This window comes from Roseburia sp. OM02-15 (assembly GCF_003481835.1).
Classification (GTDB): Bacteria; Bacillota; Clostridia; order Lachnospirales; family Lachnospiraceae; genus Eubacterium_I; species Eubacterium_I ramulus_A.
On record NZ_QULX01000001.1, the window covers coordinates 356,756 to 383,157 of the forward strand.

Annotated in this window: 28 protein-coding genes and 1 pseudogene; 13 read left to right on the top strand and 16 right to left on the bottom strand. The window is 42.5% G+C overall.

Features of this window, described 5'->3' with window-relative positions:
• Positions 1 to 174: 174 nt before the first annotated feature.
• Positions 175 to 612, bottom strand: coding sequence for a GatB/YqeY domain-containing protein (locus DXB15_RS01640; protein ID WP_118701834.1), 438 nt, complete (start codon positions 610 to 612; stop codon positions 175 to 177).
• 113 nt (positions 613 to 725) lie between these two features.
• Complete coding sequence (locus tag DXB15_RS01645; protein WP_109216474.1) at positions 726 to 1,418, bottom strand: GntR family transcriptional regulator; 693 nt, start codon at positions 1,416 to 1,418, stop codon at positions 726 to 728.
• A 219-nt stretch (positions 1,419 to 1,637) separates the two neighbouring features.
• Here DXB15_RS01645 and DXB15_RS01650 point away from each other — a divergent pair, with 219 nt between their 5' ends.
• The 4 genes from DXB15_RS01650 to DXB15_RS01665 all read left to right on the top strand — a co-directional run bounded on the left by DXB15_RS01650 (position 1,638) and on the right by DXB15_RS01665 (position 5,728).
• Positions 1,638 to 2,834 carry a pyridoxal phosphate-dependent aminotransferase gene (locus DXB15_RS01650; protein WP_109216473.1) on the top strand — a complete coding sequence of 399 codons (1,197 nt, stop codon included), beginning with the start codon at positions 1,638 to 1,640 and terminating at the stop codon, positions 2,832 to 2,834.
• Between the two features lie 10 nt (positions 2,835 to 2,844).
• Positions 2,845 to 3,411 carry a 4'-phosphopantetheinyl transferase family protein gene (locus DXB15_RS01655; RefSeq protein WP_118701835.1) on the top strand — a complete coding sequence of 189 codons (567 nt, stop codon included), beginning with the start codon at positions 2,845 to 2,847 and terminating at the stop codon, positions 3,409 to 3,411.
• Between the two features lie 216 nt (positions 3,412 to 3,627).
• A complete protein-coding gene (locus tag DXB15_RS01660) occupies positions 3,628 to 5,280 on the top strand; it encodes a Na+/H+ antiporter NhaC family protein (RefSeq protein WP_118701836.1) in 1,653 nt (550 codons plus the stop codon).
• Positions 5,281 to 5,476: 196 nt separating this feature from the next.
• Positions 5,477 to 5,728, top strand: a complete 252-nt coding sequence (locus DXB15_RS01665; RefSeq protein ID WP_256385898.1) for a helix-turn-helix transcriptional regulator — start codon at positions 5,477 to 5,479, stop codon at positions 5,726 to 5,728.
• On the opposite strand, the gene DXB15_RS01670 is transcribed toward DXB15_RS01665, so the two are convergent.
• On the bottom strand, positions 5,722 to 6,240 hold the full coding sequence (locus DXB15_RS01670) for a transcriptional regulator (protein WP_109216469.1): 519 nt from the start codon (positions 6,238 to 6,240) through the stop codon (positions 5,722 to 5,724). The two genes, DXB15_RS01665 and DXB15_RS01670, sit on opposite strands and share 7 nt — an antisense overlap.
• Positions 6,241 to 6,545: 305 nt before the next feature.
• Here DXB15_RS01670 and DXB15_RS01675 point away from each other — a divergent pair, with 305 nt between their 5' ends.
• The 7 genes and pseudogenes from DXB15_RS01675 (at position 6,546) to DXB15_RS01710 (ending at position 10,629) form a co-directional block, all read left to right on the top strand.
• Positions 6,546 to 6,758 carry a hypothetical protein gene (locus DXB15_RS01675; RefSeq protein ID WP_109216468.1) on the top strand — a complete coding sequence of 71 codons (213 nt, stop codon included), beginning with the start codon at positions 6,546 to 6,548 and terminating at the stop codon, positions 6,756 to 6,758.
• Between the two features lie 363 nt (positions 6,759 to 7,121).
• Positions 7,122 to 7,328, top strand: coding sequence for a PspC domain-containing protein (locus tag DXB15_RS17175; RefSeq protein WP_256385899.1), 207 nt, complete (start codon positions 7,122 to 7,124; stop codon positions 7,326 to 7,328).
• 307 nt (positions 7,329 to 7,635) lie between these two features.
• A complete protein-coding gene (locus DXB15_RS01685) occupies positions 7,636 to 8,247 on the top strand; it encodes a methyltransferase domain-containing protein (protein WP_118701837.1) in 612 nt (203 codons plus the stop codon).
• A gap of 232 nt (positions 8,248 to 8,479) precedes the next feature.
• The gene (locus DXB15_RS01695) at positions 8,480 to 8,773 is read left to right on the top strand and encodes a hypothetical protein (protein ID WP_118701839.1); all 294 of its coding nucleotides are present in this window, start codon (positions 8,480 to 8,482) and stop codon (positions 8,771 to 8,773) included.
• A gap of 90 nt (positions 8,774 to 8,863) precedes the next feature.
• Positions 8,864 to 9,121 carry a sporulation transcriptional regulator SpoIIID gene (spoIIID, locus tag DXB15_RS01700; protein ID WP_109216464.1) on the top strand — a complete coding sequence of 86 codons (258 nt, stop codon included), beginning with the start codon at positions 8,864 to 8,866 and terminating at the stop codon, positions 9,119 to 9,121.
• Between the two features lie 276 nt (positions 9,122 to 9,397).
• Positions 9,398 to 9,877, top strand: a pseudogene (locus tag DXB15_RS17655) (hypothetical protein).
• Positions 9,878 to 10,047: 170 nt separating this feature from the next.
• Entirely contained in the window at positions 10,048 to 10,629 is a 582-nt protein-coding gene (locus tag DXB15_RS01710; RefSeq protein WP_118701840.1) for a M48 family metallopeptidase, read from the top strand.
• Positions 10,630 to 11,282: 653 nt separating this feature from the next.
• Here DXB15_RS01710 and DXB15_RS01715 read toward each other — a convergent pair.
• Positions 11,283 to 11,813 (bottom strand): nitroreductase family protein, encoded by a 531-nt coding sequence (locus DXB15_RS01715; protein ID WP_109215055.1) that lies wholly within the window; start codon positions 11,811 to 11,813, stop codon positions 11,283 to 11,285.
• 457 nt (positions 11,814 to 12,270) lie between these two features.
• Here DXB15_RS01715 and guaA point away from each other — a divergent pair, with 457 nt between their 5' ends.
• The gene (gene guaA, locus DXB15_RS01720; RefSeq protein ID WP_109215054.1) at positions 12,271 to 13,815 is read left to right on the top strand and encodes a glutamine-hydrolyzing GMP synthase; all 1,545 of its coding nucleotides are present in this window, start codon (positions 12,271 to 12,273) and stop codon (positions 13,813 to 13,815) included.
• An 80-nt stretch (positions 13,816 to 13,895) separates the two neighbouring features.
• Here the strand turns inward: guaA and DXB15_RS01725 are convergent, their stop codons facing one another.
• From DXB15_RS01725 to DXB15_RS01745, 4 genes are all read right to left on the bottom strand, one after another.
• Positions 13,896 to 15,080, bottom strand: coding sequence for a site-specific integrase (locus tag DXB15_RS01725; protein ID WP_118701841.1), 1,185 nt, complete (start codon positions 15,078 to 15,080; stop codon positions 13,896 to 13,898).
• A gap of 36 nt (positions 15,081 to 15,116) precedes the next feature.
• Positions 15,117 to 15,311: a DUF3173 domain-containing protein gene (locus DXB15_RS01730; protein WP_011861908.1), complete on the bottom strand. Its 195-nt coding sequence runs from the start codon at positions 15,309 to 15,311 to the stop codon at positions 15,117 to 15,119.
• A 574-nt stretch (positions 15,312 to 15,885) separates the two neighbouring features.
• Complete coding sequence (locus DXB15_RS01740; RefSeq protein ID WP_009255079.1) at positions 15,886 to 16,125, bottom strand: helix-turn-helix domain-containing protein; 240 nt, start codon at positions 16,123 to 16,125, stop codon at positions 15,886 to 15,888.
• Positions 16,122 to 16,544 (bottom strand): RNA polymerase sigma factor, encoded by a 423-nt coding sequence (locus DXB15_RS01745; RefSeq protein ID WP_022615780.1) that lies wholly within the window; start codon positions 16,542 to 16,544, stop codon positions 16,122 to 16,124. Before DXB15_RS01745 ends, DXB15_RS01740 begins: the two co-directional genes overlap by 4 nt.
• A gap of 596 nt (positions 16,545 to 17,140) precedes the next feature.
• On the opposite strand from DXB15_RS01745, the gene DXB15_RS01750 reads away from it, so the two are divergent.
• The gene (locus DXB15_RS01750) at positions 17,141 to 17,497 is read left to right on the top strand and encodes a helix-turn-helix domain-containing protein (protein WP_118701842.1); all 357 of its coding nucleotides are present in this window, start codon (positions 17,141 to 17,143) and stop codon (positions 17,495 to 17,497) included.
• 87 nt (positions 17,498 to 17,584) lie between these two features.
• Here DXB15_RS01750 and DXB15_RS01755 read toward each other — a convergent pair whose 3' ends face one another.
• The 8 genes from DXB15_RS01755 to DXB15_RS01790 form a co-directional block, all read right to left on the bottom strand.
• Positions 17,585 to 17,761: a cysteine-rich KTR domain-containing protein gene (locus tag DXB15_RS01755; protein WP_118701843.1), complete on the bottom strand. Its 177-nt coding sequence runs from the start codon at positions 17,759 to 17,761 to the stop codon at positions 17,585 to 17,587.
• Between the two features lie 52 nt (positions 17,762 to 17,813).
• Complete coding sequence (locus DXB15_RS01760; RefSeq protein ID WP_118701844.1) at positions 17,814 to 18,578, bottom strand: nucleoside phosphorylase; 765 nt, start codon at positions 18,576 to 18,578, stop codon at positions 17,814 to 17,816.
• 21 nt (positions 18,579 to 18,599) lie between these two features.
• A complete protein-coding gene (locus DXB15_RS01765; protein ID WP_118701845.1) occupies positions 18,600 to 19,178 on the bottom strand; it encodes a TetR/AcrR family transcriptional regulator in 579 nt (192 codons plus the stop codon).
• 72 nt (positions 19,179 to 19,250) lie between these two features.
• Positions 19,251 to 20,159 carry a conjugal transfer protein gene (locus tag DXB15_RS01770; RefSeq protein WP_118701846.1) on the bottom strand — a complete coding sequence of 303 codons (909 nt, stop codon included), beginning with the start codon at positions 20,157 to 20,159 and terminating at the stop codon, positions 19,251 to 19,253.
• Positions 20,160 to 20,175: 16 nt separating this feature from the next.
• The gene (locus DXB15_RS01775) at positions 20,176 to 21,180 is read right to left on the bottom strand and encodes a bifunctional lytic transglycosylase/C40 family peptidase (protein ID WP_118701847.1); all 1,005 of its coding nucleotides are present in this window, start codon (positions 21,178 to 21,180) and stop codon (positions 20,176 to 20,178) included.
• Positions 21,177 to 23,558, bottom strand: coding sequence for a CD3337/EF1877 family mobilome membrane protein (locus DXB15_RS01780; RefSeq protein WP_118701848.1), 2,382 nt, complete (start codon positions 23,556 to 23,558; stop codon positions 21,177 to 21,179). Before DXB15_RS01780 ends, DXB15_RS01775 begins: the two co-directional genes overlap by 4 nt.
• Complete coding sequence (locus DXB15_RS01785) at positions 23,558 to 26,008, bottom strand: ATP-binding protein (RefSeq protein ID WP_118701849.1); 2,451 nt, start codon at positions 26,006 to 26,008, stop codon at positions 23,558 to 23,560. The genes DXB15_RS01780 and DXB15_RS01785 overlap by 1 nt, the downstream gene beginning before the upstream one ends.
• A complete protein-coding gene (locus tag DXB15_RS01790; RefSeq protein ID WP_077715683.1) occupies positions 25,992 to 26,384 on the bottom strand; it encodes a conjugal transfer protein in 393 nt (130 codons plus the stop codon). The genes DXB15_RS01785 and DXB15_RS01790 overlap by 17 nt, the downstream gene beginning before the upstream one ends.
• Between the last annotated feature and the right edge of the window lie 18 nt (positions 26,385 to 26,402).

Genomic DNA, 26,402 nt, shown 5'->3' on the forward strand with positions numbered 1-26,402 from the left:
AATCCTCTGGGCATTATGCTCAGAGGATTTTTTTGTGCAAAAAAGAGGCACAGTTGATCATGTTGTTCGCCAGAAAAAGTGTTCGTATCTTAGACAGGAGATAACTTTTATTTTGGGTAAAAAAATTCCCGATCAACAGTAAATCATGTGATCGGGAATAGATTAGATATTGTATTATTTGCAAAGTTCAGCAACAACCTGGTTAATGACTTTTCCGTCAGCTTTGCCTTTCAGCTCTGCCATAACAGCTTTCATGATCTGACCTTTGTTCTTGGTTGCCAGTACGTCGGCAAAACGCTCAGTAAGGATTGCTTTTACTTCCTCTGCGGAAAGCAGCTTCGGAGCATATTCACTGATAATGTCATAACGTGCCTGATATTCTTCTTTCAGATCAGTACGGTCTGCCGGGCAGGTATCCACCTGTTCTTTTACACTTTTTAACTCTTTTAAAATCACGCGGGCAACCAGCTCCGGTTTGATGTCATCACGGCATCCCTCATCGATGGCTACTTTTTTGACTGCGGATACTAAGGATGAGATGGCATCCTTACGTACTTTGTCTTTTGCCTTCATAGCGGCAATCATGTCTTTTTGTAATGTCTGCATTTCCATAATGTAGTACCTCCTGTATTTTCAGGCAGACAAAAGCGTCTGCTCATTTTTAGCAAAACAATGCTTCGTCAAGCGGATATTCACAATTAAAACAGGAAAAATCCCAGATTTACTTAAATATGAATACGGCTCAGCAGTTTGTTTATATAATACTGCTTGATATGCTGATAATGCTGGTGCAGTGTCTGGTGTGCCAGATCGGAATCCTGATTGCGGATCGCGTCCAGAATCTGGGTGTGTTCCTGTAAGGAGCGTGCTGCCAGATCACGATCATCCAATATAGTGGAAATAAACAGCATCTGCTGACAGTCTAACTGATCATATACCGTTTCCAGACGTTTGTTTCCAGAATAGCTGACCAGTAATTGATGGAATTTCTGATCCCAGCGGGTAAAGTGGAAAATATCATCTTTTTCCAGCGCTGTTTTCATATTGTTGAGAGCCATTTCCAGTGCATTTACCACCAGAGCATTCTGTTTATTGATACATGCCTTGATGGCATAATCCTGAAGAAGTTCGATGAGATCGTAAACCTCCAGAATATCATCTGTGGAAAAGGATGCCACGACAGTTCCCTTCCCCGGAACAAAAGAGAGCAGACCTTCGTGGGTCAGCTGCTGCAGGGCATTCCGGATGGGTGAACGGCTGACATTGTAGATTTCACAAAGCTTTCGTTCTACCATGACAGTTCCTGCCGGATAAGTATTATTCAGGATATCCTGTTTGATCTGCTGGTATGCAAGTTGCTGCTTGTTTTCCACTGGCTGATTCAGAGAATCATACTTGCTGTTTTCCTGATTTATCATGTTTGTTCTCCTGTATAAAATAGGTATTCCATGGAATACTTGCGGTGTGTGTCTGTTCTTATTGGGAAAAGTATAGCAAAAATGAGAAACAATGTAAAGTTTTGGAGAACCGCAAGTTTATCTTTTCATTTTTTCTGAAATGTGATAGTATATCAGAAGAATGTGACGATTTAAAGTAGTGACGTGAAAAAGATATAGGGGATTTGGAGGAAATATATAATGATTTCAAAACGTTTAAGAGAATCACTGGATTCATCCATTTGTATCCGTGACATTTTTGAGGAAGGTAAAAAACTGGCAGCAATTTACGGCGCAGAAAATATTTTTAACTTTACCATTGGAAATCCGAGTGTGGAGCCACCGGCAGCAGTTAATGAGGCATTAAAAGAGATTATCGACACAGAAAAACCGCTGGCACTGCACGGCTATCCTGCAAACGTGGGACATCCGGAAGTCCGCAATCACATTGCAAATTATCTGAACGGAAAATATGACTGCAACTATACAGAGCAGGGTATTATTATGACAAGTGGTGCGGCAGCAGCTATCGTAGTTATTGCAAATACATTGCTGGATGACGGTGACGAGGTCGTAACATTTGCACCGTATTTCTGGGAGTATAAGAGCTATGTGGAGACAATGTACGGAAAACTGGTTCCAGCTCTTTGCAATATGGAGACATTACAACCAGATCCGGAGACTTTTGAGGCAGCACTGTCACCAAAAACAAGATTCGTTCTGATCAACACACCGAACAACCCGACTGGTGCGGTATATACAGAAGAGTCTATTCGCATGGTTACTGATATTTTAAAGAAAAAACAGGAAGAATACGGTCATCCAATTTATCTGGTATCCGATGAGCCATACCGTAAACTGGCTTACGATATCGAAGTACCGTATCTGACTCATTATTATGAAAATACAATTGTTGTATATTCTTACAGTAAAGCATTATCCATTCCGGGCGAACGTATCGGATACATTGCTATGGAGACTTGTGTACAGGATTACGAAGACCTGATTGCAGGTATGACCGCTTCCATGCGTTACCTGGGCTATGTAAATGCACCGTCTCTTCAGCAGAAAATGCTGCTGAAATGTGTGGATGCTTCTGTTGATATCAGCATTTATCAGGAGACCAGAGACATTCTGTACAACGCCCTGACAGAGATCGGTTACACATGTATCCATCCGGACGGAGCTTTTTATCTGTTTGTAAAAGCACTGGAAGAGGATGATACAAAATTCTGTGAACGTGCGAAAGAAGAAAAAATCCTGATGGCACCGGGAACTGCATTCTACGGTCCGGGTTGGGTGCGTGTATCCTACTGTGTTCCGGCAGAAGTTGCAAAACGCAGCATACCGGCTTTCCAGAGATTGTATGACAAATATCAGGCTGAGCAGGTATTGTAATTAAGAAGTGATGGAGATTCAGATTTATTATCAGAAATGGGATGAAAAAAGCAAAGCTTCCCATGAGTTATTAGAACATGTGATTCGCATTTATGCCAAGGCGCATCAGATAAAATTGCCGGAAACGTTGCAGATTCATCAGGAAAAAAACAAAAAGCCGTTTCTGGAATATGTATCAGATATCTGCTTTTCTATTTCCCACAGTGGAGAATGGTGGAGCTGTGCAATTGCACCGCAGGAAGTTGGTCTGGATATTCAGGAAGAACATGACTGCAAGGCAGAACGTCTGGCAAAACGATTTTTTCATCCGATGGAAGTAGAGTGGCTGGAACAGCATGGATATGAGAATTTTTGCCGGTTGTGGGCATACAAGGAAAGCTATGTGAAATATACAGGGATTGGGCTTGTAAAGGGTATGGATTATTATTCGGTGGTGAAGCCGGATGGCACATTGACCGGAGAGGAAAGTGTCTGGCAAAAACAGATCGCCTTTCAATCGGAGTGCTATATGGTTGTGACAGCGAAGCAGGAAGCAGAAATAAAGCTGTTTTCATTGACAGAACAGAGTAAAAAATGATAATCTTATAAACTGGTATGGGGAATACTCATACTAGTTTGTAGTATAGAAGAAACACTCTATGGTATTTGAATACAGGTAGAAAAATGACTGTGTGTATGAGCAAGTAGAAAAAGTGGATTGCGAATGTCTGCTTTACAAGGAATACCAGATGAGAGATAATTTCCACCTTTGTATATGGGTGGTAACAAGATGATGTTATGAAGGGAGAGTAACATGCGAAAGAAGAAACTTATTGTTATGATCTGTTTTCTTGTGATCGTTGCGGTGCTGATCGGAGTATCCGTAGTGACACCGGGAAAAGTTGCAGATCCGGATAACTATGCCTGTGCTGCTTATGCGACCGTGTTTGCGTTACTGCCACCGGTTGTGGCTATTGCGCTGGCGTTAATCACAAAAGAAGTATATTCATCACTGTTTACCGGAATTATTGTCGGAGCACTGCTGTACAGCAACGGCAATCTGGAACTGATGATGAATACCATGTTTTTCAATGAGAGCGGCGGTATGGTATTTAAACTTGCCAACAGTTGGAATATCGGTATTCTGATCTTCCTTGTTATGCTTGGTATGTTAGTTGCGCTGATGAACAAAGCCGGCGGTTCCGCAGCATTTGGTAAATGGGCGTCCAAACGGATCAAGACAAGAATCGGAGCACAGCTTGCTACAATGGTGCTTGGAATCCTGATCTTTGTCGATGATTATTTTAACTGTCTGACCGTCGGAAGCGTTATGCGTCCGGTTACAGATACCCACAAAGTATCCAGAGCAAAACTGTCCTATATTATTGATGCGACAGCGGCACCGGTTTGTATTATCGCACCAATTAGTTCCTGGGCGGCAGCGGTTACATCTTCTGTTCCAGAAGATTCCGGAATCAACGGGTTTGCTGTATTTTTACAGACAATTCCGTACAACCTGTATGCAATCCTGACACTGGTTATGATCGTTGGAATGGTCGTATTCCGGGTAGATTTCGGACCGATGCGTACTCATGAATTAAACGCGATTAAAGGTGATCTGTTTACAACACCGGAGCGACCATATGATGAAAGCGATGAGGCAACAGAGAGCAGCAAAGGTATTGTCCTTGACCTGATTCTTCCGGTTGTAGTGCTCATCGCAGCTTGCATTATTGGTATGGTTTACACCGGTGGATTTTTTGAGGGTGAAAGCTTTATTTCCGCATTTTCCGGTTCCGATGCTTCTGTTGGACTTGTGATTGGTGGATTTATCGCACTGTTATTCACCTTTGTGTATTACATGCTTCGTGATGTTATTACATTTCATGAGTTTGCAGAATGTGTACCGGAAGGATTTAAGGCAATGATTGCACCAATCTTGATCCTTGCTATGGCATGGACATTGTCTGGTATGACAAACCTGCTTGGCGCAAATATTTTCGTTGCAGATCTGGTAGCAGGTTCCGCGCAGTTTCTGCAGGGATTTTTGCCGATCATTATTTTTGCAGTGGCAGCAGGACTGGCATTTGCCACAGGAACTTCCTGGGGAACGTTTGGAATCCTGATTCCGATCGTTATCGGGGTATTCCCGTCCGGAACAATGATGGTTATTTCCATTGCGGCATGTCTTGCAGGAGCTGTCTGCGGCGACCATTGTTCTCCGATTTCTGATACAACGATCATGGCTTCCGCAGGTGGACATTGTCACCATGTAAACCATGTTACGACACAGATTCCATATGCTCTGGCGGTAGCGGTTGTGTGCTGTATCGGTTACGCATTGATCGGTGTGTTAAATGCTGTCGGATTACTTGCGATTTCATGGATCGCGCTTCCGGTTTGTGTGGTAATTATGATCGTAGTATTACTTGCATTAAGGAAGAAATTCGGTAGAGAAGATATCTAAGCGTTGCAGTATCTTTACCATATGCAGTTAAATCATGTTTTGCATGAAGACTTTCTTGAATGTAGTAAGGGTAGAAGATATGTGTGAGTTGTAATAGTTAATCAGATATAAAAAAACTCCTTTGAGTATATTTATGACAGATGAATGATTCGTCATAAATGTAATCAGAGGAGTTTTTTATGTATCATTAAGTGAACTGACAGGTCTGAGCAAAGAGTATATGTGTTCCTACTTTAAAAAGCGGATGAACAAGACCATCATGCAGGTGCTGTGTGATATTCGGATTATGAATGCCTGCGTATTGTTGAATCGTTTTCCGGACAAAACAATAGCTGAGATTTCAAAAAAATGTGGTTTTGAAAGTCCCAGCTATTTTGGAAGTGTGTTTCGTAAACATCAAGGGATGACACCGGATACTTACCGTAAGTGGATTCCGGCAGATCACTGATTTAACTTTTGCATTTCCTCATTGAGCAGTTTGATATTGATATTATTTTCGCTGGTGGTTTTGTCTACCCAGAGATTTAAGGCATCTACTGCCAGAGAAATATCATTTAATTTTTTACTGATCAATGCAAAATCTTTGATCTCATCATCGGTGATCTTGCCATCCCGTGTAATCTGAATCAGGCGGTCGGTAAGCGGCTGAATGTCATTCAGAGATGCGATGGTTTCCAGAATAATGCTGGATAATTCCGATGGCTCAACTTCCGGAACATAGCGGTCGCCGATAGCGCATTTGTGTGAACAGTAGTAGTTACACAGATCTGGGCGCTTGTAGCAGTCTGCCATCTGCAGAATGTCATACGGTGTTGGCTCCTGAAGTTCATATTCAAATTTTTCAATGCGGGCGGCAGAAACACCGTCCATCAATTCACTGGCACCGTCTCTGGTAAGTCCGCATTCTTCGCGGCATAACTGATAAATTGTTTTATGTTCACGTTTTGATTGTTTTCCCATAATAATGTTTTTGTCCTTCTGTAAAATATGATTTCATGCTATCTGATCAATAATTCCTGGTAATAAAATTGGATATGGAATATCTGGAAGAGATTCTTAAGAAAATATTTCGCAAATAGCAGTTTTAACTTAAGAGTAATTCCCTAAAATGGAGAAATAGAAGTAGTTATTTCCCCGAAATCGGTATGTACGAATATATCAAAGAATATTATACTTGAAATATCAAGAGGCAGCAAGCTTATGACAAGGAAAAGCTTGAAATACAATTTTATGCATCAGGCATGAACCTGATAGAAAGAGGAATTATGTTAACGTTATTATTTGGAATCTGTATGTTAGTTTTATTTGGAAAACTGCTTGTTTTCGGAATCAGAGCAGCATGGGGAATTTCAAAAATTGTGCTCACCATTGTATTTTTACCAATTATTTTAATCGCATTAGTAGCAGGTGGATTGCTTTACATTGCATTCCCGATTTTAATCGTATTGGGACTGATTTCATTAGTAACAAGAAGATAGGAAAATATAAAGTATATCAGACGTGAGAGGAAGCTCAGCGGTATAGGTGATGAGTAACAAAATTATATTAGCAGCGAGATTCAATTTTTCACAAACAGGTCAGATAACGAAGGGAGTACCGATTATGGCATATGATTTAGAAAAAGAAAAACAGGAAGCAATTCGTCAGGTGGAACGGGTAATGGATCAGTTACAAGCCATAGATGTGGAAGTAAACGAATAAAGGGCGTGTCGTTAATGCGCAGTTAGTAATAAACAGTATTGGTAAATGAACAGAGATAAAGAAAGAGAGAAAAAATTATGTTAGCAAGTATATTTGGAGTTACAGGATTAATTGTTTGGATCGTAGTGATTGTTGCGGTGATTGCATTATTAAAAGGAAAAAACAAGACATTGTACAAAAGCGATTCCAACCGAATGCTTTGTGGTATTTGTGGTGGAATTGGTGAATGCCTGAATATTGATCCGACAATCATTCGTTTGATCTGGGTTGTAGTTACACTTTGTGGTGGTAGCGGAATTCTTGCATATATTATCGCAATGGTAGTAATGCCACGAAGAGTATATTAGTGAATAATTGTAAAGATGAATGGTCTTAGTAGAATAATAAAATATTAGCAAGCAAAAATGCATTTCAAAATACTGATATGATACCTCTAACGTAAACAGATTAAATATAAAAATCTGTTGCTTTAGAGGTATTTTTATGTCCGGAAAAACAACGTTTGAATGGGAAAGAAAAGTGTTGAATGTAAAAAATGACAAAATTTTTCATTTTTGAACATATGAACAATTTTTTTATGAAAAGGTCTTAAAAATGTAGAAGAAAAGAGGTAAAATAAAACGGCAAATGCAATAAAGTAATTGAGGATGGATAATGAGAGAAGATAAAAACGAAACAAGATGGGATAAACTTTTGCATATTCGAACCATGGGGCGGGATGATTCCCATTCCGACCAGCATAGATTTCCTTATGAACCGACACCATATTGTGTGTTGGAACGTCTGGCAAATGCCGGTTACATCCGCAAAGGAAATACGGTGATCGATTATGGATGCGGCAAAGGTCGCGTGGATTTCTTTTTGTCGTATCAGACCAGATGTCATTCCATCGGTGTAGAATACGATGAGAGAGTGTTTGAACGTGCACTGGAAAATAAAGCGGATTCGGCAGCTTCCGGTCGTGTGGATTTTGTGCAGGCGAATGCAGAAACATTTGAAGTACCGGAAAACGTTGATCAGTGTTACTTTTTTAATCCGTTTTCGCTGGAACTTTTAAAACGGGTAATGGGACGTATTCTGGATTCCTATTATGCAAAACCGCGTAACATACAGTTGTTTTTCTATTATCCGACGGACGAATACATTTCTTATATGATGACAGTGAATGAGCTGATGTTTGTGGATGAAATTGACTGCAGAGATCTGTTCCCGGGAAATGATCCACGGGAGCGGATTGCGATTTTTGAACTGCAAGGGGAAGTATGATGTCAGAACAATAGAAATTAAAGAAACTAAAGATAAGAACAGGAATATTTTTCGTTGCTGTATTTGTGATCGCCATCGGTTGCGCACATTTGATTCAGCGTTCGCAGGAAAACAGAGAAAAATTGAAAGCTTTCTATACGGCAGAATCCATGATCCGACGGATCGAGTCACAACTGAGCCGCTATCTGGAAAACTCAAAATTTTTCAAAAACATTAGAACTGGAAAAATTTTGTGGAAGAGCTGAATGTCGAGAGTCTTGAGGCGGAATCCTATCATTTCAGGATCTGGAAATATGATCAGAATGAGGAAAAAGTTACGATTATGCAGGGTGAAGAAAATGATTTCACGGATGCGCTGGACGTAGAGTGCAGTGTGCCAAATGATACGTGGCACTTTGAGATTGTACCGAAACATGGTTGGATCACAACAGCTGAAAAGGCGCTGTGGTATGTGATCACAGGAGAAAAAAGAAACGAGCGGACGCAGGTAAAACTTAGTGTTATGTATCTGGATGGAAAGTATTGAAGATGTATGATGTAAGAAATTTTCAATGTAGACATACATCAAAATCTCCCCGCATAGATTGTAAAAAAAGCAAACTATGCGGGGATTTGAGTGAAAGGTTATATCGAGGAACGGGCAATGGAAATTGCGCGTTATATCATAGACAACAAGGCAACGGTTCGTCAGGCAGCAAAGAAGTATGGTATCAGTAAGTCGACAGTTCACAAGGACATTACAGAGAGACTAAAACAGATCAGTCCGGCACTGGCAGTAAAGACGAGAGTTGTGCTGGATGTCAACAAATCAGAACGGCACATTCGTGGGGGAATGGCGACCAGAGAAAAATATTTGCATCAACATCATATCTAGAAGGTGAAAAGGCAGGAATAGTTTCTGCCTTTTTCTGTATTGTGTTATACTAGAATTATCAACTTGAATTGACGAACGGTAGAAAATATAAAGGGGACGTACAGAAATGCCAAAAGGAACGAATCAGAAATTTAAGTTATATCAGATGGGAGATGACTCCCACCTCTATAGGTGATGAGAAACAAGCTAGTATCAGTGGTGGGAGCCAATCCCCCATCTGATATAGCCTCCGGCAGGATTACAGAGGTGCGCAGTTGAAGTATGTCATGCAATTGCATGACGCGCACCTCGCAACAAGAATGCCGGAGCATTCTTGAACGGCTAGCTCAGATCATGTTAGAAAAAACAGATGATGAACATTACATCACCATGCCTGAAATCATGAAAGCATTAGCAACGTATGAGGTTACAGCTGACAGAAAAAGCATTTATAACGATCTACGTGATCTGGAAAAACTGGGGATTGAAGTAGAAGGCGAGCCCGTTGGAAAGTAAAAAATCCGATTTCAATATTATCAATGGAATGTGAAAAAGGAGACAGAATTGCGGCACAATGGTGCGTGGTATCACATCAGTCCGTGGGACTTGTTGTGGGAGGATGAAAATTATTTTACAGTTAGTGTGAACGTGCATGTCAGCAGGCAGTTCCTTGGATGGGTATTTTCTCTTGGAGAAGGGGTAAAAATTATTTCGCCGGATGATGTAGTCGATGAAATGAAACAGGAAATTGAACGGTTGATTCGACAGTATAAATAATGATGTAATACGTGGTGTTGAAAAAATAATAAGAGAACAGGCGGGCGGAATCAGCATCTATCAAAAAGTAAAATTACGAAAACTGTGATATGTATAGAATTATTTATAACAGAGACAACATGTAAAAATAATTTGAAAGATATAGAGAAACGAGGATATACAAGGATACTATGAGCAATCAGACAAGCATAGAATTACAGAAAGATGGTCGTACACTGACGCTTTATGTGATCCGGTCAGCGAGAAAAAGCATTGGCTTACAGATGCGGGAAGATGGGACGGTACTTCTTCGAATCCCGAATCGTTTATCCGCACGTGCGCTGCAGGATTTTCTGACACGGGAGCAGACGTGGATTTGGCAAAAAACAGAACAGATGCAGTCACGTATAAAACAGCGGGAAACAACAGGTGCAATCCCAGTGGTGCAACTCTCAAGCAGAGATCTGGATCAGATTAAGGAAAAAATTGGTTCACGGGTAGCATATTATAGCAAAATCATGGGCGTGACGGTTGGACGAATTACAATCCGAAACCAGAAAACCCGTTGGGGAAGTTGTAGTTCCAAGGGCAATTTGAATTTTAACTATCAGTTATATTATTTGCCGGAAGAACTGTTGGATTATGTGGTGATTCATGAGTTGGCGCACAGAAGACATATGAATCATTCCGCAGATTTTTGGGCGGAAGTAGAAAAATATTGCCCAGATTATAAGGTGCAAAGGAAGCGGTTGAAGGAATATAAACTGGTGTAAATCAGTGCGATTATTGCGTAGATGCAGCGGTTGAAAATGCGAAAGTGCGGAATATAAGCCAGTGTAAATTGGTGTGATTATTGGTGAATGGAGTGGGCAGAGTATAAGTTTGTGTAAAGTGGTGTGATTACTGGTAGATGCAGTGGGTGAAGATGTGAAAGAGAAAAATAGGTTTGTGTAAAGCATTGTAATTACTGAGAGGTACTGATAAGAAGATATAAAAAATGGACAGATAAAGAGATTTATTAGAATCCCCGATATCTGTCCGATTTTTATTGTTATGATTTGTTGTACTGTTACGTTATAACTATTACAGTTTTTCTATTATAACGGGACCGTAACGAAACAATTTATATCAGATGGGAGATGACTCCCACCTCTATAGGGACGCCACTGAAAAACTGTTTTTACATACAATATATAGTAGCGAAAAACATATAAATATACTTTATCTTGTACTGTTTTGCGCAAAATAAGGACTTTTTCAGTGGCGTCCTATAGGTGGTGAGAAACAAGCTAGTATCAGTGGTGGGAGCCAATCCCCCATCTGATATAGCCTCCGGCAGGATTACAGAGGTGCGCAGTTGAAGTATGTCATGCAATTGCATGACGCGCACCTCGCAACAAGAATGCGGAGCATTCTTGAATTTTGATTAGTCGATGTAAGATACTGCAATACGATCAGCTGGAATCTCACGCTCCGGGAAAGTGTCATCGGTATCGCCAAGTGTTACAGCACAGCATGGAACATGTCCTTCCGGAAGACCAAGTTTTGCAACCAGTTCCGGTTTGGCATTTAATGCAGCGATTGCGCCCCAGATATTGCAGCTTCCGATTCCAAGATCAGTAGCCATCAGGCACATATGCTCAGCCATCATAGCAGCGTTGGAGTACTGTACGTTACCCATTGCCGGATTTTCAATCGGTGTGGAAATTACTACGAGGCAAGGAGCGCCATAAAGTGGTTTTGTGGAAGGATCACCAAAAAAATCAGCACCGTTGCGGTCTAATTCCTGTAATAATTCAGCATTGCGGATAACAGTCATATGCATGGTATCATATTTTCCCATTCCGATCGGTGCTGCCTGTGCAGACAGTAGGATTTTCTGTAAATCTGCATCTGATAATGTGTTTTTGTAGCTTCTGACTGATTTACGACAAGTCATAGTTTTTAATGTTTCCATAGTAGTATCATCCTCCTGTAACAAAATTTACTGCATTGATTCTGTTATGAAAAATGCAGTTTGACCGTAAAATTAGTTTTTCCTATCTATTATTATACTATGAAAAAATAAGGATTCAATGTTTTTTTGATTCATCGGGGTGTATATCAGTATGGCATTAAGTCTGAAATATAGAAATGTGGATTTTAACGATAAGGATATCATACGACAGGCGTAACAATTATTGTATGGCTTATATATAGAGCTTTTGTGGGAGAATGTATTTTTTCGTTTTCCCTCTTGTAAAGTGGCGTGGGAGTAATATATAATAGAATGAAATGGCGAAGCGTTTTTGTCGATGTATGGCAAAAATTTTTTTATATATAATTATATAGAATCATATATAAAAAGTGAAATCAGCCATGATGAATATCAATATCACATGTAAATAATTTATTGCGAAGGAGGAAACGATCCAATGAACAGAGAAACTGTCATAGTGATTGATTTCGGCGGTCAGTACAACCAGCTTGTGGCACGACGTGTCCGTGAGTGCAACGTGTACTGCGAGATTTATTCCTATAAGACTGATATCGAAAAGATCAAAGCTATGAATCCAAAGGGAATCATTCTGACCGGAGGACCGAACAGCTGCTACGAAGCGGATTCACCGACTTATACAAAAGAGCTGTTTGAACTTGGAATCCCGGTACTTGGTCTTTGCTATGGTGCACAGCTGATGCAGCATATTTTAGGCGGAAAAGTAGAGCGCGCCGAGGTGCGTGAGTATGGTAAAACAGAGGTATTTGTGGAGAACAGTTCCAAATTATTCCACAACGTATCTCCATCCACTATCTGCTGGATGAGTCATTTTGATTATATTTCAAAAACAGCTCCGGGATTTACGATTACTGCTCACACTGCAGACTGTCCGGTGGCAGCAGCAGAATATGAGGAGAAAAAATTGTATGCAATTCAGTTCCATCCGGAAGTACTTCACACAGTAGAAGGTAAGACAATGCTTTCTAACTTTGTATATGAAGTATGTGGATGTGCCGGTGACTGGAAGATGGATGCATTTGTAGAAAATACCATCAAAGATATCCGTGCAAAAGTAGGTGATGGACGTGTACTTCTTGCATTATCCGGTGGTGTAGATTCTTCTGTTGCAGCAGGACTTCTCTCCAGAGCAATCGGAAAACAGCTGACTTGTGTATTCGTAGATCACGGTCTGCTTCGTAAAGATGAAGGTGATGAGGTAGAAGCTGTATTCGGACCGGAAGGACAGTTTGATCTGAACTTCATTCGCGTTAATGCACAGCAGAGATATTATGACAAACTTGCTGGAGTAACAGAGCCGGAAGCAAAACGTAAAATTATCGGTGAAGAGTTCATCCGTATTTTCGAAGAGGAAGCAAAGAAAATCGGTGCCGTTGATTTCCTGGCACAGGGAACTATTTATCCAGACGTTGTAGAGAGTGGTCTGGGCGGTGAGTCTGCAGTTATCAAATCTCACCACAATGTAGGTGGACTTCCTGAGTATGTAGATTTCAAAGAAATCATTGAGCCGTTGCGTGACCTGTTCAAAGACGAGGTTCGTAAAGCCGGACTGGAGCTTGGAATTCCGGAGAGACTGGTATTCCGTCAGCCGTTCCCGGGACCGGGACTTGGTATCCGTATCATCGGCGAAGTTACCGAAGATAAGGTTCGTATCGTTCAGGATGCAGATGCAATTTATAGAGAAGAGATTGCAAAAGCCGGACTGGATCAGGATATCAACCAGTACTTCGCAGCACTGACAAATATGCGTTCTGTTGGTGTTATGGGTGATGAGAGAACTTATGATTATGCCGTTGCACTTCGTGCTGTAAAGACGATTGACTTTATGACGGCAGAAGCTGCAGAGATTCCTTATGAGGTTCTAAATAAGGTGATGAGCAGAATTATTAATGAGGTGAAGGGTGTAAATCGTGTATTCTATGATTTGACGAGTAAACCACCTGGAACGATTGAGTTTGAATAGTTGGAGCAGAGCTTCAAAGCCTTTATTTTCAAGGGTTTTGAGGCTCTTTCCTTTTAGAATTGCATTTTGATTGCATTTTTTTATTTAACTGCTCTGTGATAGATTGCTGTATGCTGATTGCTGGTGTAATCGGCAACACTGGTTGTTGCCGGAGTATAGGTGAGAACGCCAGTTAATTTTCTGGCAACTTCCACGTTGGTGTTGGGATATAAATGTCCATAGGTTCCTAACGTGGTTTGTATCTTTTCATGCCCCAGCCGTTCTTTAATCAACAAAGGATTTTCTCCCATACTGATGAGCAGGGAAGCATGGGAATGTCTGAGTGCATGAATCTTGATACGGTGTACGCCTGCCAATCCAGCAAGTTTTTCTAATGCCCGTGGGAGGGTGTGCTTACTGGTGGGAATCCCATTATAGCTTAGTACAAGGTCGCAGCCCTTTAAAACCTTTTGCTGTACTTCCTGCCATGCTTTCAATTCTTTGATGGTATCTGTGTCAATATAGATAGTGCGAATACTGGCTTGTGTTTTTGGCTCCACAAATTTGTATTCGTCCATTGTTTTATAGTACAGCGTTTTCGTTATACTTAAAAGTCCGGTTTCAAAGTTGATGTCCGACCATTGCAGGGCTGCGGCTTCTCCGATTCTCATTCCGGTCATAAATAAGAGCCAGTATGAAATGAAAAGGTAATGTTCATAATAATCTCCCTTGTAGAGCAGGGAAATTACCTTTTGAAATTCATCCAGTGTCCAGAAATCCACTTTTGTTTTCTTGCTCTTGATGTTTCCTATCATTCGTGACGGATTTTTCTTTGCAAGACCGAGAACAACTGCTCTGTCAAAGGCAATAGAGAGCATACCCTGTACAATACGGATATAGTTTGGACTAAATTCTTTTGCGAGTTCAAGCTGCCAGTTCTGGACATTAATGGGTTCTATCTCATCCACCGTCATTTTGTAAAAGTATGAAAAATGCTTCTGAATGGTAGAACGGCGGTTCAGATAGGTACTTTCCTTTACCTGTGTTTTATACCAAGGAAGATAAGTTTCCTCAATAAACTGTTGAAAAGATAGCTGCTGTTTCTTTTCTGTTAATTCCTCTGTGGATGTCAGCATAAGTTTTGAATATGCTTCTCTGGCTTCTTTTTTTGTCTTGAATCCACTTTTGTATTTCTGAATCTGTTTTCCGGTAATCGGATGAAAACCTAAGTTTGCTCTAAAATAATAAGTTCCGTTTTCTGCTTTCTTAATAGGGTCTTTTGCCATGAGTTCACTCCTTACATAAATGTGCAAGAAGTACAATCAGTTTGATTTATCAGTAAAAGTAATCCCTAGCAATTCTTCCACAGCTTCTCTGGGAACCCTGTCCAGTTTGCGTGACTGATAGTAGGTATGCCCTTTTGAAATCATAAGTTTTTTTGCTTCTCTTATGATGTCTGCTGCGAATGAAGTCCCATAACCCAGTTCTATTAAGTCTTTTTTTGTTACTGTAATCATGTTCCTCCTTTCCATAGACCAGATATGAAACCCTCAATATCTGTCTATATTATATCAGATTTTATGGCAAAAGTAATATTAAGATTGTATTTCCTGCAAATAGTTATTTGATTTTGAATGAAAAATTGTAATTCAAAATAGTATATAAGCAAGCCGAACAGCTTTCGCTAAAGCTCATGGGAATCTCACCCCTGCATGGTTCTCATCCAGCCGTACCCTTTGCCAGCGGTGCTACATCATCACACGGACTAAGGCTGTACGGAAGTATCATTATCACAATAGAAAGGTCATGGCGGCAGCTTTTGCAGTAAGCTGCTTATGGAACGCTGGCAGGAATCGCTATCCGGTTTCATCCCTCCTTTGGTGGGTCACGGCGTGCCAGCCCAACGGCTCTCTTTCTATCGAAACGTATTCGGCTGCTTTATGCTGCGTTGATTAGACGCTTTCTTTTTCAAGGAACAATCCGGCTTTGTCAGCCTGTTAAAATGCACTGGTGATAATGCACTTTAATAGACTGGCAAGCTCTGTCTGGGAAGCATGGGCTTGTCCACGCTTCCACAGGCAAGCGTTATTTTTATTTTGGTTCCCTGATTTCAAAAGATAAAATCTTTGCAATCAGACGTGTTTCCATCCGGCGGCGTAGGGTTTCATCTACAACCATGTGGGTATTCCCATATTCGTCTTTCATGGGACGCATGGAACGGCTGGCAATAAAACCGCTGTAATGGCGTACAATCTGGTTGACTGCTTCAATATCGCCGTCCGCAGCCCTTACAATCACAGGAAACGGAATCATAGGGTGCTTTGCTGTCATGCTTCTTCCTCCATAAATTTCTTGATAAATTCCAGTCCGGCGTGTCTTCTTCTCTGAATGGTAGAACGGTTGACTTCTAGAATTTTTGAAATTTCCGTATCGTCAAATCCAAGAAAATAATATCTCAGGATAACATCACGTTTCTTTCCATCCAGATTTTCCAACGCTTCTGCTAACAGGCTGTTTTCAATACGGACAGTAAATCCATCCATTTCAAAAGTATGGAAGTGGGATGGATAGGTGTCTTCGGAAGAAAACAGATTAACGGTGTAATCGTCCATATCACAAAACAGGGTTTCCCGTTTACACTGTCTGGATAACGCTTTGAGATAGTCTTTGCGTTCATCCTCCATAGCGACTTTACAGATATAATCAAACTGGTTCTCTATGGTTGTCTGAAATTCAGATGGCTTCATCATTGCTCACCCCCTTTCCAGCCTTGAAAGGGAGCGAGTTGATAGGAATTTCTGCTTCTTTCCCCCTTTTCGCTCTTAGTCCCGACAGGACAGGGGGTGCAGTTGCGTTTTGAGAAGAAAAAATTTAAAAACTTTTTCTTCCAACTAAAAAAGCACGCAAACAGACGATAGTTCTGCTTGTGTGCTTCAATAGTTCTTTCTATGTATTGCAAAAAACCACATTGATGGTCAGACTTTTCTAGTGTAGGCGGATGGCTTTTTTTAACGGTTTACCGAATGTAGATATATTTAAGAAAATATTTTGCATAGCGGCTTCCTCCTGTAAGCCGCTGTCTGTATCAAGTAGTGAACTTTAAAAATCATCTGTATTTCAGGCAAAAAAAGACGGCGGCTTTTGTTAAACCGTCGTCTGGAAATGATGATGTGATTTTTGACGCAGGGAAAGTATGCTGCCAAATAACGGTTTTTTTTAATTTCCGTTTCGGCAGCATAGTTTTATCTTTGATACGCACAATAGGAACTGTACAACTATGTAATACGTTTTTCTATACCTGTCACTATTACAACAGGAACAGTAAAATGTACAGAGGTGGTGTATTATGCGTAAAAAAGAAGATAAATATGATTTCAGGGCGTTTGGGCTTGCTATAAAAGAAGCCCGTAAAAAACAGGGTTTGACCCGTGAACAGGTGGGAGCAATGATTGAAATTGACCCACGCTATTTAACCAATATTGAGAATAAAGGGCAGCACCCCAGTTTACAGGTGCTTTATGACCTTGTATCTCTGCTGAATGTATCAGTGGATGAGTTCTTTTTACCCTCTGATAGTCTGGCAAAAAGCAGCAGACGAAGACAGCTTGAAAGCAAAATTGACAATTTTACAGACGCAGACCTTGTTATCATGGAAAGCGTTGCTGATGGTATTGTCAAATACAAGGCAATGGAAGATAAATAACTTCTATTGCCTGCAAGAATAAGATTGAAATTAAAATGAGCCGATAGTCTATAAGTTATGATAACCTATAAATTATCGGCTCTGCGTCTAAGCGTCTGGCTCTTTGATAATGGTTGTAATACCGTTTTTTATTGTCACTAAATTTTCTTTTTTGCATTTTGGACAAAAGAGAGGGAAATTTACCAGTTCCGTGTCTTTGCGTATTTTAGTTCGTGTTTTACTGTTACAGACAGGACAAAGTACCCATATTTGTTGTTTTGCCATAAAAATCACCTGCCTTATGAAATGGCTGAAAAAGGAATTGCGAGAGTGCTACTTATAAAGCGATACCACATTCTAAGGCTAGAAACATAAGCTGTTCTGCTTTACTTAGCCCATATTCACACAAATCCCTAATATCCCAAGTGTCATTATCTAAACAATCGGCTCCATATAAAAATTGAAGAAAAGGAATATTCCTAAATGTACAAACAGCTAAAGCTGCTGAAAATTCCAATTCAACAGTGATACAGCCTTGAGCTTTTCGGTCATTGATAATACCTAAGGTTTCTCGATATATTCCATCAGTAGTCCAGCTTTTTCCTGTTACATAGGGACAGTCATACTTATCTAAACATGAAATCAATGTATTTATGTATTTTGGGTTTACTGATAATTCCTGATTTGCAGGAATATAGTGATAGCTTGTTCCCTCATCTCTAACAGCAGAAGTGGGGATGATGATTTTATCTTTAACTGAATCATTTAAAATGCCGCAGCTTCCAAAAAGGATAATTTTTTTTGCTCCTAATGCAATAATTTCTTCTAAGCCAGATACACAAGCGGCTGCACCAACTAACGATAAATAAAAAGCTATTTCTTTTCCTTTATAATTGATTTTATATACCGGATTTACTCCATTTGCTGTATATAATTCCGCAATTTTTTGAACGGAGTTCAAAGAGATAAACTTATCAATAATGTTTTTGGAAAATGTGGAAATACATACTTCGGGAAAATTATCAATGGGTTTTATACAATCTGTAGGATTGATTAACGCTGTTTTTTCTTCATAGAATTTCTGAAAAATAGTAGTATCCATATTTGACACATCCTTTCCAAATTATTTTAAAAGAATATTTTTTATAATATACAAGATGTTTTCGGGTATTTGAGGACTTATAAACATAAGGTTGCTATACAGCCGTACTCCTTGATAAGAAAATATAATTATGTCAATAATGGCTGCGGCATTTACTTCGTTAAATTCTTTTGTTTTTATTCCATAAGCAATTAAAGATTCCCAAGTCTTTTTACTTAATAAATATTGCTCATATAGTAGATTTTCATTGCCTTTACGCTGTAAAGTGCTAAAAAATTCATAAATTGCTAAAGTTAAACAATTACTACTATCTAACATTTCTATTTGATAGCGATTTAATAGTTCTAATAGAATTTGTTTAGCAGGAACTAGACTTTCGATTTTGTTTAAAACTTCATTTTCTTGTGTTTGCATAAGAGCGTTAATGATATGAGAAAAAATTTCTTCGGTACTTGAATAATGTCTATAAAGACCGCCTCGACTAAGTCCGGTTTTTTCACATATATCTTTCATTGTGACTTCTTTAAATCCCTTTTCTGCAAATAATTTGTATGATTCTGAACAAATAAGTTCTTTGGTCTTATCGCCTTTAGCACTCACTACTATAACCTCCTTTGCGACACAGGTGTCCCTTTTTATAATTATGCGACACTCGTGCCGCAAAGTCAAGGATTATTTTACAATCTTCCAGTTTTCCCCGTTCTTTTCCAGCACAAGATTAAACTGTGATACCTGTGTTGTCATGGTCTGGTTATCCAGATATTTCACTGCAAGGGAAGCCGTTACCTGATTTCCGTTTCGATTGTAAACAGGATTCACCAGTTCCGAGAAAATGTATTCTTTCCCCACAGGTTTCAGCACGCCCTCATTCACATAATAGGTCAGCTCCTTTGCAGTTGCCGTAGGGTACAGCTTGAAAAAGGTAGTGAGAAATTCGTTGATTTCCTCTGTGGTGATGGAATCCACCGTACCGTCACTTTGTACTGCTTTTGGGGTGTAGCCGGATTTTACGGGAACACTGGTAATGGTTGGGTTCTGGATAATCGTCAGGTTTCCAGAGCCGTCCACATAGACTGTCACCTGATAGGCGGAACGGACGGTTTTACCGGATTCCCCCTCTGTGATACGCTGTTCTATGGTATAGGTCACTTGATAATGCTGTTCCTTTTCTTCTGTGATTTCCCATATCTGAAAATCAGTCAGGGCAGATGATACGGGGATGTCCTTTCGGACAGTATCTACATTCAGGGCTTGTAGCTCTCCGGTGAGATACCCTTTTAAAGCATTTGTCCGGTTATCAATGGAAGCGGCGGACTGTTCCCATGAATAGTAGACTTCTGCGAAATTCTCCACAAAATTCTCTATCTTGTGGGTGTCGAGGATTTGTTCCTCAATCACTTTGGTTTCATGGACAGTATGAATGTCTATTGCCGTGAAATTCTTATAGACGGCAAATAGGAAGCTCACTGCCAGCAGCACCCACAGGGCAATCACAGTTTTTTTGTGGGTATTGACTTTGTAGACTTTCAGTTTCTTTTCTTTCTGCTTTTTCTGGTTTTCCTCTTTTCTAATCTGAATCATATCGGTTCATCCTTTCTTATTGTTTGATTCGTCCGGCTCCGGCAAGGTGCTGTTGCCAGTAGGAGCCTGTCAGGTCTGCGTAACCAATGGGATTTCCGGCATGGTACATCCGGTTATTTCCCACATACAGTCCCACATGGGTGATGTAGGTTCCGGCGTTGTAGGTGGAGTGGAAAAAGACCAAATCTCCTGCTTTTGCTTCGGACAGGGGGATGTGCTGCGTCACATTGTACTGTTCCTGTGCTGTTCGTGGCAGGGCGATTCCTGCCTTGCCATAGCACCACTGCACCAGTCCCGAACAGTCAAAGGAAGTGGAGGGGGAATCGCCCCCATACACATACGTCCAGCCCTCATACTTTAAGGCTTCGTCCATGATAGCCTGTACCGTTTCATCATCAAACTGTGCCACGGTCAGGTATTGCGATACCAAGAGGACATAGAACATATTTCCATAGGAATACCGCCAGCCGCCGTTTTTCTCTACGGCAACAGGGTTGGTGTAGGTGACTTTCTTTCCGCCGGATTTGTCCCTTGCGAAGCTCTCTGCCAGTTCCAAGGTGTATTTTTTCCCGTGTCCTGCCACATAGTCTAGGAAACCGCCGCCGTAGTTGTAGGATTGAATCACACTGTTTAAGTCACATCCCTTTGTTTCTGCCGCTGCGAGCAGTTCCGAGAAATACTTGCAGCCCTGTTTGATGGATTCCTCTGTACTAAGGGAGTTCGGGGGAAGCCCCAAAGATTCCGAGGACTGCATAACGTCTTCCAGTGTGCCGCCGGATTCCACCTGAATGATGGCAAGCAGCACATTTAAGTATTCCTCTATGCCATATTCCCTTGCATACTTTTCCAGCATAGGTTTATGGGCGAGGACTTCCTGTGATACGCTCACGCCCCCATAGATAAGGTTTCCGCCGCTTCCTCCGTCTTCCTTATCCGAGAAGACAATCACAACCAAAAGGAGCAGGGAGAACATCATCACGAACACGCCGGAACAGGCAAAGAAAAGGTGTCTTAACTTCATGGTTTCTCCCCTTTCTTCTGTTTGGCAGCCGCTTGTACTGTTTTTGTCCACTCCTTTCTGGCGGTGGTACTCCGGATGGTAAAGTTGGATTCTTTGACCACAGGGGCAGCACGTTTTCTTTCCGGTATCACAGGAGCCGTATCATTCTGGATAGGTCTTGCCGGACGGGGAACTGTCGGTGTGATGGTTGGAGCTGTCTTTTGCCTTTCGTCTGTCTGGACAGGAGAAGCCGGTGGGACTATCTGGCGTTCTGTCCTTACAGGCGGTGTCTGTTCATGGTGGATGGAAGCCGCTTTTACTACCGGAACCGAAAACCGCTCTGCCACAGCCCGCTCATAAGGAACCTGTCCCCGTTCCCTGATGGATGGGGAAGCTGGCTGCATGGCTGGTTTTCCAGCATGAGCGGTATCTGCATGGTTTCGGAAATTTTCCGGCTGCTTTGCAGTAACAGGGCGTTCATGGACAGGAGCCGCCCCTTTGGGTGCTTCGGAAGCTGTCTTTTGCGGCTGTTTTGCTTGTTCCAGTTCCGCCCTGCGTTCTGCAATGGTCTGTCTGCGGCTTTCTGCCTGTGCGTTCCGCTGTTCGGCTCTGGCAGTTCGGGTCTGGGTCACGCTGGAAGTAAAATCCCGTACTCCCTCTGATACCTGTGTTTTCCCGTGGTAAAGGGCGTACTTTGCATTAACGGGCAAATCCTTTGCCTGCTCCCGAAGCTGTCCGGCAGTATCGGCTATCTTATCTTTGGTATCTGCCGCCGCACCTACCGCAGAACCAGCCCGTTTCCATACGGATTCCTTTTCCGGTGCTGCCTGTCCGTCTGGTCTGCTGTGGTCTGCCTGTGTCCGTTTGGAAGAGCCGGAGTGGGAAGCAGTTCTCTGGTCTGAGCCAGCCTGTTTTCCTGCATGATAGGAAGCCGTTCCAGCCCCAAGAGCTGCCACAGAACGTCCTAACTTATGCTGTAAACGGTGCATATGGGCGTGCATGAGCATACGGGGTCTTCGCATGATACGGCTTCCCATGCTTTGGGAATCGCCGCTCTGCAAGGAGAACATCCCCATCAAATCCCCCAGCTTGAAATAAATTCCGGCAAAAGTCACTATCTGCAAGAACGCTGTCAGGAAGAACGGATATTCCCCAGACAGGTTATAGAGCATGGTGGAAATGCTGAACGCTACCGTGATAATCAGGGTGATTCCGGCTCTGGTAAGGATGGTGTTGAACAGTTTTGTAATGGCACGCTTTGACATCCCCTCAAAAGAGGGAACCATGCTAAGGAGGAAACTCACAGGCAGGAACATGGCGTAGATGATAAAAAGCACCTGTGAGAAAATCATTATCCCTGTGAGCAGGAATACAAAAATGGAGATACCGATATTGAAGATAAATAGGAAGAAGACGGTTCCCAAGCGGTTGATGGTCTTTGTGATGGTAAGGTTCGTGTTTTCTCTGTCTTCGATTTCCTCCACCACGATTTCTTCCCTGTCCTGCCCGTTGTTTTCGTCTGGACTGGTTGATAGTAGGCTTTCCACACGGTCAGCCCCAATGCTTTCCACATCCGAGTTGCCGTATTGCAGCAGGAGCCACGGCTGCTTAACCTGAATGGAAAACAGGCTGTTCCGTATCAAATCCACACTGTCTTTTCCTTGACTTTCCGAGTTTGGCAGCACAATCTTTGTACCAAGGGTCAGGCTGGCATTGCTGATGTCTGCGGAAAATTCATTGATTTTCCCGATATAATCAGGGGCATAGGCGATAAAGGCAGCGGACAGCACGAACACCACCACGAAATTGACAACGGCATGGATGGCTTTTGTGGTTTCCCGTTTGATAAGTCCTGTATAGGCAACATAAATCCCTACCACCAGAATGAGAATCAGCAGGAACCCGATATAAAATCCCTCCGAGGACAAGCCGCTGGTGGTAACGCCTGCCAAGGTCTGCATATTTTTCCCAATGGAATCCGCCGTAGAGGAAATGAAGTCCAGTGAGTAGGCTTCCTGAATCAGATACCCCGTAGCGTTGGAAAGGTACAGGCTGATTGTCCAGATAAAATTTGTGATGGCATACAGCCCGTACATCACCTGTTTTCCGATACCGTCCAGCCAGTTCCACGGGAGCCAGTCCCATCCGCTGTTCACATAAAAATCAAGCTGGTAGTTGTCCAGCGGATATTTGCTGTATTCGTTGGCAGCGTCCACCGTATCATCCACCAGTCCGGCAGCGTGGGCGGCTGTGCCGAAGACTGCCAGCAGCAGGAGGATGAGCAGGAGTGCCAGAAGCACCCTGCCAATCACTTTTCCTGCCATTTTCCAAGACAAGCCCTTTTTTGCGTGATAGGGAACTGGGAATTGCGGTCGGTTGGAAGTTCTATGTATCACCATCATTCCACCTCTTTTCTTACGGGCGGTCTGGTATCAAAGGCGTGGAACAGGTCTTCAAAGATAGGATGGAACTGTATCACGCCCACACGCCCGTACAAATCGCTGATAAGGCACTGTCCGTTTTCTAAGTCACGGAGCCGCTTCTGGTTATTTTCATCTTCGGAATCCACCCCGAAAAAGGCGAGGGTCTTCTTGATTTCGTTGATGTCTGTGGAACGGAACGCAAATTTCAAGCCCAGATTGTTTTTCAGCTTTTCATCCAGCAAATCGTCCGTGTTCTGGGTGACAAAGTAAACGCCTGCGTTCATGGCACGTCCGGCACGAACCAGCTTCATAGAGAGGGTCTTGCCCTGTGCCACCTGTAAGAAGCTCCATGCTTCGTCCAAATCCACAATCTTAAACACGCTGCGGTCGGTGTGGATGAAGTCGAGGGCAAAGGTGCTGATTACAATGAGCATTGCCACGGAAAGCAGCTCCATTGTGGTGTATTCTTCAAATGAGGTTTCCTTATCCGGCAGCACCAAATCCGCTACCTGAATGATATTGAGCTGCTTTTCAAGGCTGACGGACTGTGTGACATCCCCATCCGAAAAGAGCAGGTGTGCAAAGTCATAGTCCGTAAAGGATTCGATATGGTCGGCTATGCTGGTGCTGATGGTGGTTCCCTCCGCCCGTAGTTCCTCAATCACTTTGAAAAGCCCCCGTTCTTCACTGTTTGTTACTGCACGAATAGCTTTCCGAAGAACAGGGAACTTTTCCCCGTCACGGCTGGAAATGCCCGTTAAAAAAGTCAGGATGTCGATTGCCAGTGATTCGGAATCCTTTGGGTTCTCCATAATCACATACGGGTCAAGTAAGCCCCTGTTCTGTTCCTCCGAAGTCAGGTTTACGATATTGATTTCATGGGCGATTTCCGGCAGGGTTTCTTTCCAGCGTCCCCGTTCCGCTTTCGGGTCAACAATGAGAGCCTGTGCTCCAAACAATACGGAATAATAGACAATCATGTTGTTGCTGAATGATTTTCCACCGCCGAGGGAGCCGACAAAAGCGGCAGCAAGGGCGTTGGTGACGGAGCCTTTTACCCCTTGACTGGCAAGGGCAGGCTTTAAGTACACGTTTCTTCCTGTATCAAGGCTGTACCCGATATAAATACCCTCCGTTTCCCCCAACATCTGGGTTGCCCCGAAGCCAAGACCAGCAAGGAAGTCGCTGGTGACATACTGGATGTAATCGTTCAGATACCGTTTGCTGGCAGGGAGAAATTCCCCATGCAGCCCCAGCATATCCCCAAAGGGGCGAACCAGCTTCACGTTCAAATCGTCATAAAAATCTTTCACCTCATTGCAGCGGCGTTTCAGTTCTTCCAAGTCGGGAGCCGTCACACGCACCACATAGGACAGCTTGTACATGGATTCCTTGCTCTGGTCTAAGGTGGATTCCAGCTCATTCACGCTGTCTAAAGCGTCCCCCACGTTTGTACTGGTTTCGCTGTCATTCTGCCATGCATGGTTGTCCAAATCTTTCAGCTCTTTTTTCTTGTTCCGTACCGTGGAGAGGGCTTTCCGGTTTGTCACAATCTCCACATTCATAGAGGTATCAATGGGAAAGGTAAATTGCTGCTGCTGATAGTAAAAGATTTCCGAGGATGGGAAGTCCAATTCCCCCACAATGCTGTTGATGGTAAAGTAGGCGGCATAAACTGTCCCGTCTTCCTGTTCGATTTTCAGATACCGCTGGTTTTCCTCTATCAGACAACGGGTGGGTTTGATGAGGTCATAGTATTTCACCAGCATTTCCTCCTGAAAACGCTTCTTTGGCAGGTAATACTCATAATCTTCGTAGGCGGTTCCGGTCTGCCCGTATAAATGCTCAATCAGATAGCCAAAATCGTCCTTGTTAAGCCGCCGGACTTTAAAGCGGCGTGAGATTTTACTTTCCAGCAGTTTTTCCATCTTCTGAAACCGCCAGATTTCCTCATTGCTCATGGAAACAAAATCCCCCATGAGCTTGTGGTTGACTTCGTGGAGGAAATCGGAAACGGCGGTCTTTGCTTCCCTGCGAAACTGCTTCATGGTGACTTCCTGCTCATTGACAAGCAGCTTGAAGCCGATAAAAAAGCGGTAGTCCACCTGATTTTCCCCTATCATGGAAATCAGGGCTTCGGTCTGTGCGTCAATCTTTGCACAGGCAACGTCCTTTAGCTTACCTGTCACTTCCTGTTTGGAGCGTCCCTGTGCTGCCCGTATGCTGGATTCCGTGCTGATTTGCAGGGCGTGAATCTTCCCGTCCCTGTTCTGGGCGATAAGCTGCCGGAAGGAATCGTGTACCTGATATTTCTGTTCGGGGCTTAAAAAAGAATAGTTGTAGGGAAGCAGCTCATAGTAAGCAAAGCACTCCCCGTCATGGTTGAACACAAGGTTATTTTCGATATATTTAATCGGATATGCCATAAATATCACTCCTTACTGCCGTGATGGGCTGTGCCGGATATTCCTTTTCCAGCTTCACGGGCTTTCCTGCATAGGTCAGTTTCGGGCGTACCAGATATGCCAGTACGGATTTCAGGAAGCCGTAAGGCTTCTTCCCGTCAAAGGTCTTCTGGCACATGAACCAAGTGAGGGCAAAGGGTACGCCGAAGTATTTCAAAAATGCCCCGTCAATGAACGAAAGGGGAGGGAGGTTCCCTAAGAGTATCACTGCAAACACCGATACCACGAACCACGCCATCTGCGTAAATGTGATGGGGAATGGCAGCTTAAAATCATTGATGGAATAGAGTACCTTTTCCACCGACCAGATACTGGTATAGCTTCGTATTTTCTTCATGTTGTCCGTCCTTTCTAA

What these genes read in the sequence shown, in the direction of transcription:
- DXB15_RS01790 (WP_077715683.1), bottom strand. Translation starts at nt 26,384, where the DNA reads ATGAAGAAAATACGAAGCTATACCAGTATCTGGTCGGTGGAAAAGGTA.
- DXB15_RS01750 (WP_118701842.1), top strand. Translation starts at nt 17,141, where the DNA reads ATGCGTAAAAAAGAAGATAAATATGATTTCAGGGCGTTTGGGCTTGCT.
- DXB15_RS01780 (WP_118701848.1), bottom strand. Translation starts at nt 23,558, where the DNA reads ATGGTGATACATAGAACTTCCAACCGACCGCAATTCCCAGTTCCCTAT.
- DXB15_RS01670 (WP_109216469.1), bottom strand. Translation starts at nt 6,240, where the DNA reads ATGGGAAAACAATCAAAACGTGAACATAAAACAATTTATCAGTTATGC.
- DXB15_RS01730 (WP_011861908.1), bottom strand. Translation starts at nt 15,311, where the DNA reads ATGATTACAGTAACAAAAAAAGACTTAATAGAACTGGGTTATGGGACT.
- DXB15_RS01755 (WP_118701843.1), bottom strand. Translation starts at nt 17,761, where the DNA reads ATGGCAAAACAACAAATATGGGTACTTTGTCCTGTCTGTAACAGTAAA.
- DXB15_RS01660 (WP_118701836.1), top strand. Translation starts at nt 3,628, where the DNA reads ATGCGAAAGAAGAAACTTATTGTTATGATCTGTTTTCTTGTGATCGTT.
- guaA (WP_109215054.1), top strand. Translation starts at nt 12,271, where the DNA reads ATGAACAGAGAAACTGTCATAGTGATTGATTTCGGCGGTCAGTACAAC.
- DXB15_RS01740 (WP_009255079.1), bottom strand. Translation starts at nt 16,125, where the DNA reads ATGACAGCAAAGCACCCTATGATTCCGTTTCCTGTGATTGTAAGGGCT.
- DXB15_RS01685 (WP_118701837.1), top strand. Translation starts at nt 7,636, where the DNA reads ATGAGAGAAGATAAAAACGAAACAAGATGGGATAAACTTTTGCATATT.
- DXB15_RS01760 (WP_118701844.1), bottom strand. Translation starts at nt 18,578, where the DNA reads ATGGATACTACTATTTTTCAGAAATTCTATGAAGAAAAAACAGCGTTA.
- DXB15_RS01715 (WP_109215055.1), bottom strand. Translation starts at nt 11,813, where the DNA reads ATGGAAACATTAAAAACTATGACTTGTCGTAAATCAGTCAGAAGCTAC.
- DXB15_RS01650 (WP_109216473.1), top strand. Translation starts at nt 1,638, where the DNA reads ATGATTTCAAAACGTTTAAGAGAATCACTGGATTCATCCATTTGTATC.
- DXB15_RS01770 (WP_118701846.1), bottom strand. Translation starts at nt 20,159, where the DNA reads ATGATTCAGATTAGAAAAGAGGAAAACCAGAAAAAGCAGAAAGAAAAG.
- DXB15_RS01655 (WP_118701835.1), top strand. Translation starts at nt 2,845, where the DNA reads ATGGAGATTCAGATTTATTATCAGAAATGGGATGAAAAAAGCAAAGCT.
- DXB15_RS01775 (WP_118701847.1), bottom strand. Translation starts at nt 21,180, where the DNA reads ATGAAGTTAAGACACCTTTTCTTTGCCTGTTCCGGCGTGTTCGTGATG.
- DXB15_RS01675 (WP_109216468.1), top strand. Translation starts at nt 6,546, where the DNA reads ATGTTAACGTTATTATTTGGAATCTGTATGTTAGTTTTATTTGGAAAA.
- DXB15_RS01785 (WP_118701849.1), bottom strand. Translation starts at nt 26,008, where the DNA reads ATGGCATATCCGATTAAATATATCGAAAATAACCTTGTGTTCAACCAT.
- DXB15_RS01725 (WP_118701841.1), bottom strand. Translation starts at nt 15,080, where the DNA reads ATGGCAAAAGACCCTATTAAGAAAGCAGAAAACGGAACTTATTATTTT.
- DXB15_RS01645 (WP_109216474.1), bottom strand. Translation starts at nt 1,418, where the DNA reads ATGATAAATCAGGAAAACAGCAAGTATGATTCTCTGAATCAGCCAGTG.
- DXB15_RS01640 (WP_118701834.1), bottom strand. Translation starts at nt 612, where the DNA reads ATGGAAATGCAGACATTACAAAAAGACATGATTGCCGCTATGAAGGCA.
- DXB15_RS01710 (WP_118701840.1), top strand. Translation starts at nt 10,048, where the DNA reads ATGAGCAATCAGACAAGCATAGAATTACAGAAAGATGGTCGTACACTG.
- DXB15_RS01745 (WP_022615780.1), bottom strand. Translation starts at nt 16,544, where the DNA reads ATGATGAAGCCATCTGAATTTCAGACAACCATAGAGAACCAGTTTGAT.